Genomic DNA, 13399 nt, shown 5'->3' with positions numbered 1-13399 from the left:
GGTGAGATGAAAATGGGCATGCTTGCAGGAAAACGTGGCCTGATCATGGGCGTTGCAAATGAACGTTCAATCGCATGGGGCATCGCCAAAGCCTGCGCTGAGGCCGGGGCTGAGCTTGCTTTTACCTATCAGGGCGATGCTTTTGGCAAAAGGCTGGAGCCGCTTGCGCAAAGCGTGGGTTCTGACTTTATGCTCGACGTGGATGTAACCGATGACGCGTCGCTGGATGGGGCATTTGACGCGCTTGCCAAACGGTGGGGCAGCCTCGATTTTCTTATTCATGCCATCGCTTTTTCCGACAAATCGGAGCTGACAGGCCGCATCCTTGATACATCGCGGGCCAATTTCAAAAACTCCATGGATATCTCGGCCTACAGCTTCATCGAAGTATCGCGCCGCGCGCATCCTTTGATGGTGGAAAACGGCGGCACTTTGATCACGCTGAGCTATATGGGATCGAACCGCGTCACGCCCAATTACAATGTGATGGGCGTTGCCAAGGCGGCTTTGGAAGCGGGCGTGCGGTATCTTGCGAATGATCTGGGGCCAGAAGGTATCCGGGTCAACGCCATCAGTCCCGGCCCCATGAAGACGCTTGCCGGATCAGCGATTGGCGGCGCGCGCAAGACGTGGAAACACACCGAGGCCAACGCTCCCTTGCGCGCCAATGCCACGCTTGAAGCGGTGGGAGGCACGGCTGTTTACCTGTGCAGCGATGCAGGTGCGTGTACGACGGGCGAGATTATCCGTGTCGATGGCGGTTTCCATGTTCTGGGGATGCCGCAGCACGACAATCTGTAAAGGCAGCGCGCAGAATGCAAATCGCCCGCACCGATCTTAGCGAACCCGATGTGATCGCTCTGCTTGAATTGCATCACGGCGAAATGGTCGGCTCTTCACCTCCCGGCACGTGTCATGTGCTCGATTTGAGCGGGTTGAAAGCGGATGATGTCACCGTGTTTGCAGCGCGCGATGGTGACAGTTTGCGTGCAATCGGAGCGATCAAACGCCATGCCGATTTTGCCGAGATCAAATCCATGCGCGCCCATCCCAGCGCGCGCGGCACCGGGGCGGGCAAGCGGATGCTGGAGCATTTGATTGAGGCTGCGCGCACGCAAGGCTTTGCCGAAATCAAATTGGAAACAGGATCGGGGCCAGTGTTCGAAGCCGCGCTTGGCCTTTACCGCAAATATGGGTTTAAACCCTGCGATGATTTTGCAGGCTACACATCAGGCGAATTCAACAAATTGTTCGCGCTTCGCCTTGCTTAAGCGGGGGCGGATATGAGCGAGGCCAAACCGCCGCCTTTATCCAATTGGCTGCGCGAAATTCCCAATCTGGCGCTGATCTGGTCCAGCCCCGTGCGCCGTGTTCGCCCGCCAATTGGAGCGAAGCCGCAAAAGGAAAAGCTTCCCCCGGTCCTGGTCTTTCCCGGCATTCTTTCAAGCGATTATGCCACGTCTTTGATGCGCCGCACGCTTAGCGCGCATGGCTATCCGGCCTATGCGTCAAAAATGGGGGTGGTGACCGGGGTGACGGCTGAATTCTTTGCCAAAGCCGAAGCGCGGCTTGATGCGGTGTATGCGCGGCACGGTCAAAAGGTCTGCGTTATCGGGATCAGCCTTGGCGGATTGTTCGCCCGGGTGCTGGCCCAGCGTCATCCTGAAAAGGTGGAACTGGTGATGACGCTTGGCACGCCGTTTTCGGGTAATCGGCGTGCAAACAATGCCTGGCGTTTGTATGAAGCGATCAATGACCACAAAGTCGATGCGCCGCCGCTGCCTGATGATCCCAGCGCCAAACCGCCAGTAAAAACGCTCGCCATATGGTCGCCGCGCGATGGAATTGTCGCGCCAGAATGCTCATGCGGGCGCGAGGGCGAAAGCGATCTGCGGATCGAAGTGAAAGAGCGGCATTTCCAGTTTTCCGCCAGCCGCCCCTCCATTGATCATGTGGTGCAATTGCTGGGCGAACATGCGGCGTGTGATTAGGTCTCGCTGGCTCGCATCGGAAAGATCAGCGACACCGCCAGAGCAGTAAGCGCAGTTCCAACCGCGCTCCACACAGCGACAGCGCCCACCGCAATGGCTTGCGCGGTCAATTGGCTCAGCATTGTGGACGTGCCGAAATAGCCCGTGCCGCCAAGGCCCGATGACAGGAACACCGCCAGCAGCAGCGCGCCCAAAATGCCTCCGACACCATGCACGGCAAAAACCCCCGCCGCATCGTCAACGCCAAGACTAACCGTGACCCAGCTATTGACGGCAAAGCACCCAATCCCTCCAAGAATACCAATGATAATCGCCGCCATGGGGGACACATAAACAGACGCCGCAGCAATCGCAGCAAGCCCGGCGAGTGCGCCTTTGGCAAACCCTTGCGCCGATGGCTCGCCGCTGCCCGCATTTTCTAGCGCAAGCCAGGTCAGACCAGCCGCGCATCCGGCGCTCAAAACGGATATCATCGCAGCTGCGGCGTTGTGATTGGCGCTGAGCGCAGAGGCTCCATTGAGTGCCAGGGATGCGGTCCACAAAAGACCCACGCCAAGCATGATGGTCGTGGAAGAGATATCGGCCGCGGCGCGTATCTCAAACCCTTTGCGCGGCCCGATCAGAACCGCGATCACCAGAGCGGAGATGCCAGCTGCGGTGTGGACAACCAGACCGCCCGCATAATCAATCGCGCCAATCTGCGACCGCAACCAGCCGCCGCCCCACAGCCAGTGCGCGATGGGTGCGAACACGATCAGAGTCCAAAGGCCTGCAAAAACAATCGCCCATGACAGCCGCGCGCGGCCAGCCCATGCGCCGACCAGTAAGGTGGCTGCTAATATCGCAAAGGCCATGCGAAACAGGGCAAAACCGCTTTCTGGCAAAGCTGTGCCGGGACGCACATCGGCTGCATCAAACCCCATGCCCAGTGCGATCTGGTCAAACCAGCCATTCGTCACCGCGCCAAATCCCAGGCCGTAGCCTGCAACAATCCAAACAAGCGCCGCCGCTGCGGTGATGCAAGCGCTTTGCAAGATGACTGCGCTGCGCTGCGGCGCGCCCGAATGGCCCGCCGCGCTTGCGCCTGCGCCCAACGCTCCAAGACCGATGGCTATTACGCTGGCGCCCAGCACGAACGCGGCATCTGCACCGCTCACAACAATGGCAGCCTGCTGTGCTGATTCTTGTGCCACCGCCATACCGATCAGCCAATCAACGCGGTGAGCACTTGATCAGGCGGGCGATGCCCATCTGCCCAAAAGCGGATATTGGCGATTACCTTTTCGCCTGAGGCCTCGCGCCCTTCCGCAGTGGCGCTGCCGATATGGGGCAGGGTCATCACATTGGGATGGGCGATCAGGCGCTGATCGACATTGGGTTCATCAGGATAGACATCAAGGCCAGCGCCGATCAGATGTCCGCTTTCCAGTGCACCCACCAAAGCGTCATTGTCGATCAATTCCCCGCGCGCAGTGTTAACGATGCTGCTGCCCGGTTTCATCAAGGCGATCCGGCGCGCATCGACCATTCCGGCGGTCTCATCCGTCAGCGGGCAATGCAGCGACAATATGTCTGCCTGCGCCATCAGATCATCGACATTGGGGACAAAGCGCACACCCAGCATGCTTTCCACCGCATCAGGCAGAGGTTTGCGATTGGTGTAAGCAACCTCAAGCCCGAAAGCGCGCGCGCGGTGCGCAACCGCCTGACCGATGCGCCCCATGCCGACAATGCCGAGCACTTTGCCGCCGAGCTTTCGGCCCAGCAGGCCCGATGGTGCCCAGCCTGTCCATTCTCCCCGGCGCACCAGGCCAGTGCCTTCGCGAATGCGGCGCGGCACACCGATAATCGCCGCCATTGCGATATCGGCGGTGTCATCGGTGAAAACGCCTGGCGTGTTGGTCACAGGGATTTTGCGAGCGGCTGCTGCGGCAAGGTCGATATGTTCCGTGCCAGCGCCGAAACTGGCGATCAGGCGCAAATCCTTGCCTGCCTGCGCGATCATGTCTGCATCGATCCGGTCTGTGACTGTGGGCACCAGGACATCGCAATTCTGCATGGCAGCGATCAGCGCATCACGGCTCATCGGGATATCTTCGCTGTTAAGCCGCGCTTCGAACAGTTCCGCCATGCGCGCCTCGACGCTTGGCATGAGCTGGCGAGTGACAGCGACTTTGGGAAGTCCGGCTGAAAATTGAGGCGATGCGGTTTGGTTGGCCATGGCCCAAGGGCTAAAGCGAGTAGGGCGGCCCGGTCAAGGGATGCAGGTGCGTGATGCGAAAGCTTTCCCAACTGTCTTGATGAAAGCGGGCCATCGGCGCTATTGCTGGATGTGATGATAACTCGGCTGTTTTCTTTGTTCGCTTTGGTCTTGATTGGCGTGATGGGCGGTCCTGCTGCTGTTGCACAGGATGCTGACACAACCGAATGGCGCAGCTTGCGCTATGAAGAGGTGCGCATGCGCGTGGGGCCTAGTCAGGATTACCCGATTGACTGGGTCTATAAACGCAAGGGATTGCCAGTGATCGTCATTCGCAAACGCGAAGCGTGGAGCCTGGTTGTCGATCACGAAGGGACACAGGGCTGGATTGCGGACAGCCAATTGAGCGGCGTGCGCGGCGCGCTCATCATGGGGGAGGGTGCGACCGAATTGCGCGCAAAACCTGATGCAACGGCGCAAATCCGCTGGCGCGCTCAGCCGGGCGTGGTGGGTAAGCTTGGCACATGCCAAACTGATTGGTGCGAGATCGATATAGAAGGCCGCACCGGATGGGTGGCGCGTGACAGGTTATGGGGCACACGCGCGCCCCAATTGCCCAGCGAATAAAGCGGCAGCGCCAAGGTTTCCTCAGCGCCGCCGCATATCTTCAGATCATTAGATCATTTCAACAGCGATGGCGGTCGCTTCCCCGCCGCCAATGCACAGGCTGGCAACGCCTTTGGTTTTGCCCTGAGCTTTCAGCGCGCCCAGCAAGGTCACAATAATCCGCGATCCCGATGCGCCGATTGGGTGGCCAAGCGCGGTGCCGCCGCCATTTACGTTAATCTTGTCGTGCGCAATGCCAAGGTCGCGCATTGCAAACATGGCAACGCAGGCAAACGCTTCGTTCACTTCGAACAGGTCCACTTCATGAACTGACCAGCCCGCTTTATCGAGCACTTTCTGGATTGCGGGGATGGGCGCGGTGGTGAATTTGGCAGGCTCATGCGCATGGGCTGCGCTGGCGACAAGACGCGCGACAGGGGTCAGGCCTTTTTCCTTGGCGACGCTTTCGCGCGTCAGAACCAAAGCTGCCGCGCCGTCCGAGATGGAGCTGGAGGTTGCTGCTGTGATCGTGCCGTCTTTGGCAAATGCAGGGCGCAGCTGAGGGATTTTGTCAGGACGGCCTTTGCCCGGCTGCTCATCGGTTTCAACCGTGACATCGCCTTTGCGCGTTTTGAATGTCACGGGGACGACCTCGTCATCAAATGCCCCGCTGGAAATGGCTGCATTGGCGCGTTCGAGCGAGCTGATCGAATACTGGTCCATGTCTTCGCGCGTCATCTGGTATTCGTCCGCGGTCGCCTGCGCAAATGTCCCCATCGCGCGTCCTTCCTCATAGGCATCTTCCAGCCCATCAAGGAACATATGATCATACGTCGTATCATGGCCCAAACGCGCGCCTGAACGGTGCTTTTTGAGCAGATATGGCGCATTGGTCATGCTTTCCATACCGCCTGCAACCACCATGTCGATAGTGCCAGAGGCAAGCGCTTCTGATCCCATAATCACCGTTTGCATGCCGCTGCCGCAGACTTTGTTCACGGTGGTCGCTTCGACGGAAAGGGGCAGGCCCGCTTTCACTGCCGCCTGGCGGGCAGGGGCCTGGCCCAAGCCTGCGGGCAATACGCATCCCATATACGCACGGTCCACATCTTCGCCCGCTACGCCTGCGCGCTCCACTGCCGCCTTTACCGCCGCCGCGCCCAGATCGGTTGCGGCCACATCCGCCAAAGCGCCTTGCATGCCGCCCATTGGAGTGCGTGCATAAGACAGGATGACAATGGGATCTTGGGCAGAAAAATGAGCCATAGCAGGAAGAATCCTTGTGTGATTAAATGGTGCAGTGCGTCATGTAGGATTGTGCGAGCGCGTTGGCAAACGATGACGATCCGCTTGCTCAATCGCTGCATTTGCGCAAGAAGCATGGCAAATAACAACTGACCAGCTTCGGGGAGAGACCAATTGGCCGATAATCGCAAAGCAGAACTTGATGCTCTGTTGGACCGCCAGCGCGCAGCTTTCACAGCGTCGCGCCCGGAAGGGATTGGCATCCGCAAAGACCGGATTAAGCGCGCGATGGCTTTGGTTAAGGAGAACGGCGAGGCGTTTGCCAAGGCCATGGCTGATGATTTCGGCAGCCGTTCGGTGCACCAAAGCATGCTCACCGATGTCGCTGCGACGGTGGGAGCGGGTAAGCATGCGCTCAAACACATCGACAAATGGTCCAAGCCTGAAAAGCGCCCGGTGCAATTTCCGCTCGGGCTGCTCGGTGCGAAAGCCGAGGTTCGCTATGAACCCAAAGGCGTGATCGGCATTTTGTCGCCATGGAATTTCCCGCTGCAACTGGCTTTTGGTCCGCTGATGCAGGTATTGGCCGCTGGCAATCGCGCCATGATCAAGCCTAGCGAATTTACCGAAAGCACGTCGGCTTTGATGGCGGAGTTGACGGCGGAGTTTTTCGCAGAGGATGAAGTTGCCATTATGACGGGCGGTCCGGAAGTGGCGGCTGCGTTTTCCGAAATGCCGTTTGATCATCTAGTATTCACTGGCTCAACCCCCACCGGGCGGCTCGTTATGCAGGCGGCGGCCAAAAACCTTGTGCCGGTTACGCTCGAACTGGGCGGAAAATCTCCTGTTATCATGGGCCGCAGCGCCAATTTTGAAAAAGCGGGTGAACGGATCGCTTTGGGCAAAATGATGAATGCCGGGCAAATCTGCCTCGCGCCTGATTATATGTATGTGCCCGAGGACAAACAGGACGCAGCGGTCGCAGGGGTGACCAACGCGACCGCATCGATGTATCCTACCCTGCTCGAAAATGACGACTATGCCTCGATCGTGTCGGATCGGCATTTTGAGCGGCTACAGGGCTTGGTCGAAGATGCGCGCGACAAGGGCGCTGAAGTGATCGAAGTCAATCCGGCGGGTGAAGATTTCGGCTCTGCCAATCAGCGCAAGATGCCGCTCAATATCCTTAAAAATGTCACCGACGAAATGAACGTGATGCAGGAAGAGATTTTCGGGCCGATCCTGCCGGTGATGACATACAATTCGGTCGATCAAGCGGTTGATTATGTGAACGAGCATGATCGCCCGCTGGGCCTCTATTACTTTGGCGAGGATAAGTCAGAGCAAGAACGCGTTCTGTCCCGCACCATTTCGGGCGGGGTCACCACCAATGATGTGATCTTCCATGTCTCAATGGAAGACCTACCCTTTGGCGGCGTTGGCCCATCGGGCATGGGCAGTTACCACGCGATTGAGGGCTTCCGTGAATTCAGCCATGCGCGCGCGGTTTATCATCAACCCAAGATTGATATTGCGGGGCTGGGCGGGTTCAAGCCGCCTTATGGTAAGGGCACAGAGAAAGCCGTGGCGCAGATGATGAAATAGCATTGGAAAATGCGGGCAGGGGCGCTATTGGGCCGCCTGTTCGCTTTTACGCAACAGATATGCCCGCATTTGCTGGTAATTCCGTGCGTTCCCGTGCTTGCGCATTTGAAAAGACGGGCTTAGGGCGCTCTTGGGACAAATCAGCTTGGACAATGCCGTGTTAGATTTAAGCCAGTATCTGCCGATACTGATCTTCATCGTTATCGCTCTTGCGATATCGTGCCTGTTTGTGTTTCTGCCGATGGGCGTTTCGCGCTTAACCGGAGCGCACAATCCCGATGCGGAAAAGCTGTCTGAATATGAATGTGGTTTCCCCGCGTTTGAAGATGCCCGCAGCCAGTTCGACGTGCGCTTTTACCTCGTCGCGATCAGCTTTATTATTTTCGATCTTGAGGCAGCGTTCCTGTTCCCATGGGCGGTAAGCCTGGGTGAGACAGGCTGGATTGGCTGGGCCGGAATGATGACATTCCTGGGAATTCTGGCCATCGGCCTTGCCTATGAGTGGAAGAAGGGAGCTCTGGACTGGGAATGAGCAATATTATCACGCCTCCCAATGCGCTTCCCATTGCGCCCACAGGTTCGCAGGCTGGTTTGCCAACTGCCCAACCCGGCGATGTCAAAACGCCGGATGCGGATTATTTCAACGCGCTGCAAACCGAAGTGAATGACAAAGGCTTCCTTGTTACCTCGACCGAAGACTTGTTCAACTGGGCGCGAACCGGCTCGCTGTGGTGGATGACTTTCGGCCTTGCCTGCTGCGCGGTTGAGATGATCCACGTCAACATGCCGCGCTATGATATGGAGCGTTTCGGCGTGACCCCGCGCGCATCCCCGCGTCAATCTGACGTGATGATCGTCGCTGGCACGCTGTGCAACAAAATGGCGCCTGCTTTGCGCAAAGTTTATGACCAGATGTCTGATCCCAAATATGTGATCAGTATGGGAAGCTGCGCGAATGGCGGCGGCTATTACCACTATTCCTACAGTGTGGTGCGCGGATGTGACCGGATTGTACCGGTCGATATCTATGTCCCCGGCTGCCCTCCGACAGCTGAAGCTTTGCTTTACGGCGTGATGCAATTGCAGCGCAAAATCCGCCGCACAGGGACGATTGAGCGTTAATTATGGGTATCGTTCACTCCGCCCCCAAATTCGCTTCAAATGAAGGCGTGCTGGATACGCTTTGCGAGAGCCTGAGTGTTTGGCTTGACGCCTCGCGCGAAGAGCATGGTGAGATCATTCTCACGGCCAAACGCGACCAGATCGCCAATGTCCTGAAAATTTTGCGCGACGATCATCAATATCAGCAAATGGTTGAGATTGCGGGCGCGGACTATCCGGATCGCGCTGAGCGTTTCGAAGTCGTCTACATGCTGCTTTCGCTAACCAAGAACCACCGGGTGATGGTGAAGTGTTCCACCAACGAGACTACACCAGTGCCCACGATCACGCATCTGTGGCCCAATGCTGGTTGGTTAGAACGCGAAGTGTTCGACATGTACGGTGTCGTATTTGATGGCAATCCCGACTTGCGCCGCATTCTGACCGATTACGGGTTCGAAGGGCATCCCTTCCGCAAGGATTTCCCGATGACGGGCTATACCGAGCTGCGTTATTCCGAAGACGAAAAGCGGGTCGTCTATGAGCCGGTTGAGCTGGCTCAGGACATGCGCACGTTTGATTTCCTGAGCCCATGGGAAGGTTCAGACTATGTGCTGCCAGGCGATGAAAAGGCTGAAACGCCCGCGCCTGAACCGGACGCTCCTGAAGCTGAAAGCGAAGAGCCGCCGAAAGACGGCGTCGAATTTGATATCGAGGAGGGCGAATAATGGGCATGCAAGTCGAAGAATCGCTCACCACTGAAGGCGATGTCATCCAGAATTACACGATCAATTTCGGTCCTCAGCATCCGGCCGCGCACGGCGTTTTGCGCATGGTGATGGAGCTGGATGGCGAAGTGATCGAGCGCGTCGATCCGCATGTCGGCCTGCTCCATCGCGGCACTGAAAAGCTCATCGAAACAAAGACCTATCTTCAAGCGCTGCCGTATTTTGACCGGCTCGATTACTGCTCGCCTTTGGCGCAAGAATATTCCTACGTTCTGGCGATTGAGAAGCTGCTCAACATCGAAGTGCCAGAGCGTGCGCAATATTTGCGGGTTCTGTTCGCTGAGCTAACGCGCATATGCAATCACATGCTCAATATCGGCGCGCATGTGATGGATGTTGGCGCGATGACGCCTAACTTGTGGGTGTTCGAAATCCGCGAGGATTGCCTCAACTTCTTTGAACGGGCGAGCGGCGCGCGTATGCACTCTGCCTGGTACCGCCCCGGCGGTGTTCATCAGGATGTGCCGGAGAAACTGCTGGTTGATATCGGCAATTGGATCGACACGCGCCTGCCGGAGATTTTCGGCGATGCGATGAGCCTAGTGACCGACAACCGCATTTTCAAACAGCGCAATGTCGATATCGCGGTTGTGGGCCGTGATGATGCGATTGCATGGGGCTTTTCCGGTCCGATGATCCGCGCTGCTGGCATCCCATGGGATCTGCGCAAGTCGCAGCCTTATGATGTGTATGACCGGATGGAGTTTGACATTCCTGTCGGCACCAATTCCGATTGCTATGACCGTTTCATGGTGCGCGTGAACGAGGTTTACGAAAGCGCCAAGATTATCAAGCAGTGCCTGCGCGATATGCCCACGGGCCCGGTCGCCAGCACTGACGGCAAAGTTTCGCCTCCCAAGCGCGGCGAGATGAAGCAATCGATGGAAAGCCTGATCCACCACTTCAAACTCTACACCGAAGGCTTCCACGTGCCCGAAGGCGAAGTGTACGTCGCGACCGAAAGCCCCAAGGGCGAGTTCGGCGTGTATCTGGTGAGTGATGGCACCAACAAACCCTATCGCTGCAAAATCCGCCCGACCGCTTTCTCGCATCTTCAAGCGATGGAATTCATGAGCAAAGGCCACATGCTGCCTGATGCTACGGCTATTCTGGGCGCGATTGATGTGGTGTTTGGGGAGTGTGATCGGTGAAAACCCTTTTTAGCATTGTTCTAGCTTCACTCATTCTGATGCTACCAGCTGAGGTTGTATCCGCACAGGCTGACGAGCCTGTCGATCAGCTAACAGATGAGGTCATAGCAAATACCTTTTTTGAGGGACTTGCTAACAAGGACGTTAACGCTGTGAATCGTTATCTAGCTGACGAATACGTGCTTAGTGCGTTCAGTGAAGGGCGAATGAAAGAAGATAAAGCCTATTTGTTTGCGGGAAACCTGTTCGGGAAGAAACTGGTACGTGGCTATCACAAAATTTCGGTTCCCGAAGACATCGAGGCACGGCGGAAGTTTGCGCATGGAGCTAGCTTCAAATTCGCGGACACAAGTCCTTTTCAGATTAATGTAGAGATCAAAATCGAAGGCGGTTTGATTGTCGCCGCTCACCGTTATTGGGTTGGAGATAAACCGCCCCCGGTAGCAGTCTTGCCACCGGAGCAAAATTAATGGCTGACCGTACACCCGCACCCGACACACCCGAACTGCGCGCGCGTTGGGGCTCTTTCGCGTGGACGCCTGAGAACAAGAAAAAGGCCGATTACCACATCGCCAAATACCCCGATGGCCGTCAGAAATCTGCGGTGATGGCGCTGCTCGATCTGGGTCAGCGACAGGTTGGTGAAGAGACTGATACGCAGGGTTGGCTGCCCATGCCGGTCATCGAATACATCGCCGACTATCTCGAAATGCCCACCATCCGCGTGCTCGAAGTTGCGACATTCTATTTCATGTACAACATGAAGCCTGTCGGGAAATACCACGTGCAGGTGTGCGGCACTACGCCGTGTATGCTTCGTGGTTCTGATGAAATCATTAGCGCGTGCAAAAAACGCGGGATGGAGAAGGGCAAAGTCTCCGAAGACGGCCTTTGGACGCTGACCGAGGTGGAATGCATGGGCAATTGCGCCACTGCTCCCATGGTCCAGATCAACGATGACAATTTCGAAGATTTGACGGTTGATCGGCTCGACGCAGTGCTTGATGCGCTGGCCAAGGGCGAAACGCCCAAGGCGGGAACGCAGGAGCCTGGTCGGCACACCTCGGAGCCTTCGGGCGGCCCGACAACGCTCAAGGAAATGGTTGGTGCCAATCACGATTACCGGAGTGACTGGTGATGAATGGCGGCGTTCTTGCCATGATGATCGCGGGCTTTGCCTGCTTCGGTGTTGGCGCGTATCTCGCCGCCACTGATGAACGATCAACAGGTATTGTTCTCATGGGCATGGGTTTGCTGTTTCAGGTGCTGACTTTGCGCCAGCTTAGAATTGCAAAGAGTAAGGGATCGAATGATGCTGGCTGATAAGGATCGCATCTTCACCAATGTTTATGGCTTTCAGGACGCGGGCCTCAAAGCGGCGCAAAAGCGCGGCGATTGGGATGGCACCAAGGCTCTGATTGAGCGCGGCCAAGAAGCGATCATCGAAGAGATCAAGGCCAGCGGATTGCGCGGGCGGGGCGGGGCGGGCTTTCCCACCGGGCTCAAATGGTCATTCATGCCGAAATCGTCTGCTGATGGGCGGCCCAGCTTCCTGGTTATCAATGCGGACGAATCCGAACCGGGTTCGTGCAAGGACCGCGAGATCCTGCGTCACGATCCGCACAAGCTGATCGAAGGCGCGCTGGTGGCTGGCTTTGCGATGCGTGCGCGCGCGGCCTATATCTATATACGCGGCGAATATATTCGCGAAGCCGAAGCGCTGCAAAAAGCCATCGACGAAGCGAACGCGGCCGGCTTGATCGGCAAGAATGCCAGCGGATCAGGCTATGATTTTGACGTGTTCATGCACCGGGGTGCAGGCGCGTATATCTGCGGCGAAGAAACCGCGATGATCGAAAGTCTTGAGGGCAAAAAAGGCCAACCGCGCTTGAAACCGCCATTCCCGGCAGGCGCTGGGCTTTATGGCTGCCCGACTACGGTCAATAACGTCGAAAGCATCGCTGTCGTGCCGACGATCCTGCGGCGGGGTGGTTCATGGTTTGCAAGTTTTGGACGTGAGGGCAATCACGGGACGAAGCTATTCCAGATCAGCGGCCATGTCGAAAAGCCGTGCGTCGTCGAAGAGGAAATGGGGATCCCATTCGAAGAGCTGATCGAAAAACACTGCGGCGGCATCACGGGCGGTTGGGATAATCTGCTGGCGGTTATTCCCGGCGGTTCTTCGGTGCCGCTTGTGCCTGCTGAACAAATTCGTAGCGCACCGATGGATTTCGACGGGCTGAAAGAGCTTGGCTCCGGCCTTGGCACCGCCGCCGTGATTGTGATGGACAAATCCACCGACATCGTGCGTGCGATCTCGCGTCTCAGCTATTTCTATAAGCACGAAAGCTGCGGCCAATGCACGCCCTGCCGCGAAGGTACAGGCTGGATGTGGCGCATGATGGAACGTCTGCGCACAGGGGATGCGGCGATCGAAGAAATCGACATGCTGCAAGAGGTCACAAAGCAGGTCGAAGGCCACACAATCTGCGCTCTGGGTGATGCAGCAGCGTGGCCGATTCAGGGCCTCATCCGTCATTTCCGCCCAGAGCTGGAGCGGCGGATCGAAGAACATAACTCTCAGTTTGCGGAGGCTGCGGAGTGAGGTGGGCAATATCTTTGAACTTTTACTCAGCTTTCTTGGCGGGACTTCAGGCAACGGATCTCATGCTTCTGAAAGCGATACCAGGACGCGCAAGTTTGCAATGGTCT

General features: G+C 57.1%; 16 protein-coding genes. 13 read left to right on the top strand and 3 right to left on the bottom strand.

What is annotated here, in order from left to right:
• Positions 1-6 precede the first annotated feature (6 nt).
• From AC0V6W_RS01160 to AC0V6W_RS01150, 3 genes are read left to right on the top strand one after another with little or no spacing between them, the layout of a single operon-like run.
• On the top strand, positions 7-801 hold the full coding sequence (locus AC0V6W_RS01160; RefSeq protein ID WP_486146353.1) for an enoyl-ACP reductase FabI: 795 nt from the start codon (positions 7-9) through the stop codon (positions 799-801).
• A gap of 14 nt (positions 802-815) precedes the next feature.
• The gene (locus AC0V6W_RS01155) at positions 816-1271 is read left to right on the top strand and encodes a GNAT family N-acetyltransferase (protein ID WP_486146351.1); all 456 of its coding nucleotides are present in this window, start codon (positions 816-818) and stop codon (positions 1269-1271) included.
• A 12-nt stretch (positions 1272-1283) separates the two neighbouring features.
• The gene (locus AC0V6W_RS01150) at positions 1284-1991 is read left to right on the top strand and encodes an alpha/beta fold hydrolase (protein ID WP_486146349.1); all 708 of its coding nucleotides are present in this window, start codon (positions 1284-1286) and stop codon (positions 1989-1991) included.
• On the opposite strand, the gene AC0V6W_RS01145 is transcribed toward AC0V6W_RS01150, so the two are convergent.
• Positions 1988-3184, bottom strand: a complete 1197-nt coding sequence (locus tag AC0V6W_RS01145) for an ammonium transporter (protein WP_486146347.1) — start codon at positions 3182-3184, stop codon at positions 1988-1990. The two genes, AC0V6W_RS01150 and AC0V6W_RS01145, sit on opposite strands and share 4 nt — an antisense overlap.
• Positions 3185-3195: 11 nt before the next feature.
• Positions 3196-4212 (bottom strand): 2-hydroxyacid dehydrogenase, encoded by a 1017-nt coding sequence (locus AC0V6W_RS01140; protein WP_486146345.1) that lies wholly within the window; start codon positions 4210-4212, stop codon positions 3196-3198.
• 114 nt (positions 4213-4326) lie between these two features.
• Here AC0V6W_RS01140 and AC0V6W_RS01135 point away from each other — a divergent pair, with 114 nt between their 5' ends.
• On the top strand, positions 4327-4818 hold the full coding sequence (locus tag AC0V6W_RS01135; protein WP_486151422.1) for an SH3 domain-containing protein: 492 nt from the start codon (positions 4327-4329) through the stop codon (positions 4816-4818).
• Between the two features lie 48 nt (positions 4819-4866).
• Here the strand turns inward: AC0V6W_RS01135 and AC0V6W_RS01130 are convergent, their stop codons facing one another.
• On the bottom strand, positions 4867-6063 hold the full coding sequence (locus tag AC0V6W_RS01130; protein WP_486146343.1) for a thiolase family protein: 1197 nt from the start codon (positions 6061-6063) through the stop codon (positions 4867-4869).
• A 153-nt stretch (positions 6064-6216) separates the two neighbouring features.
• On the opposite strand from AC0V6W_RS01130, the gene AC0V6W_RS01125 reads away from it, so the two are divergent.
• The 9 genes from AC0V6W_RS01125 to nuoF all read left to right on the top strand — a co-directional run bounded on the left by AC0V6W_RS01125 (position 6217) and on the right by nuoF (position 13292).
• Positions 6217-7647, top strand: coding sequence for a coniferyl aldehyde dehydrogenase (locus AC0V6W_RS01125; protein WP_486146341.1), 1431 nt, complete (start codon positions 6217-6219; stop codon positions 7645-7647).
• Between the two features lie 157 nt (positions 7648-7804).
• Positions 7805-8179 carry an NADH-quinone oxidoreductase subunit A gene (locus tag AC0V6W_RS01120; RefSeq protein WP_486146339.1) on the top strand — a complete coding sequence of 125 codons (375 nt, stop codon included), beginning with the start codon at positions 7805-7807 and terminating at the stop codon, positions 8177-8179.
• The gene (locus AC0V6W_RS01115; protein ID WP_486146337.1) at positions 8176-8769 is read left to right on the top strand and encodes a NuoB/complex I 20 kDa subunit family protein; all 594 of its coding nucleotides are present in this window, start codon (positions 8176-8178) and stop codon (positions 8767-8769) included. The genes AC0V6W_RS01120 and AC0V6W_RS01115 overlap by 4 nt, the downstream gene beginning before the upstream one ends.
• A gap of 2 nt (positions 8770-8771) precedes the next feature.
• Complete coding sequence (locus AC0V6W_RS01110; RefSeq protein ID WP_486146335.1) at positions 8772-9476, top strand: NADH-quinone oxidoreductase subunit C; 705 nt, start codon at positions 8772-8774, stop codon at positions 9474-9476.
• Complete coding sequence (locus AC0V6W_RS01105) at positions 9476-10687, top strand: NADH-quinone oxidoreductase subunit D (protein ID WP_486146333.1); 1212 nt, start codon at positions 9476-9478, stop codon at positions 10685-10687. The genes AC0V6W_RS01110 and AC0V6W_RS01105 overlap by 1 nt, the downstream gene beginning before the upstream one ends.
• On the top strand, positions 10684-11157 hold the full coding sequence (locus tag AC0V6W_RS01100) for a hypothetical protein (protein WP_486146331.1): 474 nt from the start codon (positions 10684-10686) through the stop codon (positions 11155-11157). Before AC0V6W_RS01105 ends, AC0V6W_RS01100 begins: the two co-directional genes overlap by 4 nt.
• Positions 11157-11825 carry a complex I 24 kDa subunit family protein gene (locus AC0V6W_RS01095; RefSeq protein WP_486146329.1) on the top strand — a complete coding sequence of 223 codons (669 nt, stop codon included), beginning with the start codon at positions 11157-11159 and terminating at the stop codon, positions 11823-11825. The genes AC0V6W_RS01100 and AC0V6W_RS01095 overlap by 1 nt, the downstream gene beginning before the upstream one ends.
• A complete protein-coding gene (locus AC0V6W_RS01090) occupies positions 11825-12010 on the top strand; it encodes a hypothetical protein (RefSeq protein ID WP_486146327.1) in 186 nt (61 codons plus the stop codon). Before AC0V6W_RS01095 ends, AC0V6W_RS01090 begins: the two co-directional genes overlap by 1 nt.
• The gene (gene nuoF / locus AC0V6W_RS01085) at positions 11997-13292 is read left to right on the top strand and encodes an NADH-quinone oxidoreductase subunit NuoF (RefSeq protein ID WP_486146325.1); all 1296 of its coding nucleotides are present in this window, start codon (positions 11997-11999) and stop codon (positions 13290-13292) included. The genes AC0V6W_RS01090 and nuoF overlap by 14 nt, the downstream gene beginning before the upstream one ends.
• Positions 13293-13399: the final 107 nt, after the last annotated feature.

Source organism: Erythrobacter sp. JB1-7, from assembly GCF_057365015.1.
This window is presented reverse-complemented; position numbering and strand designations above follow the sequence as displayed.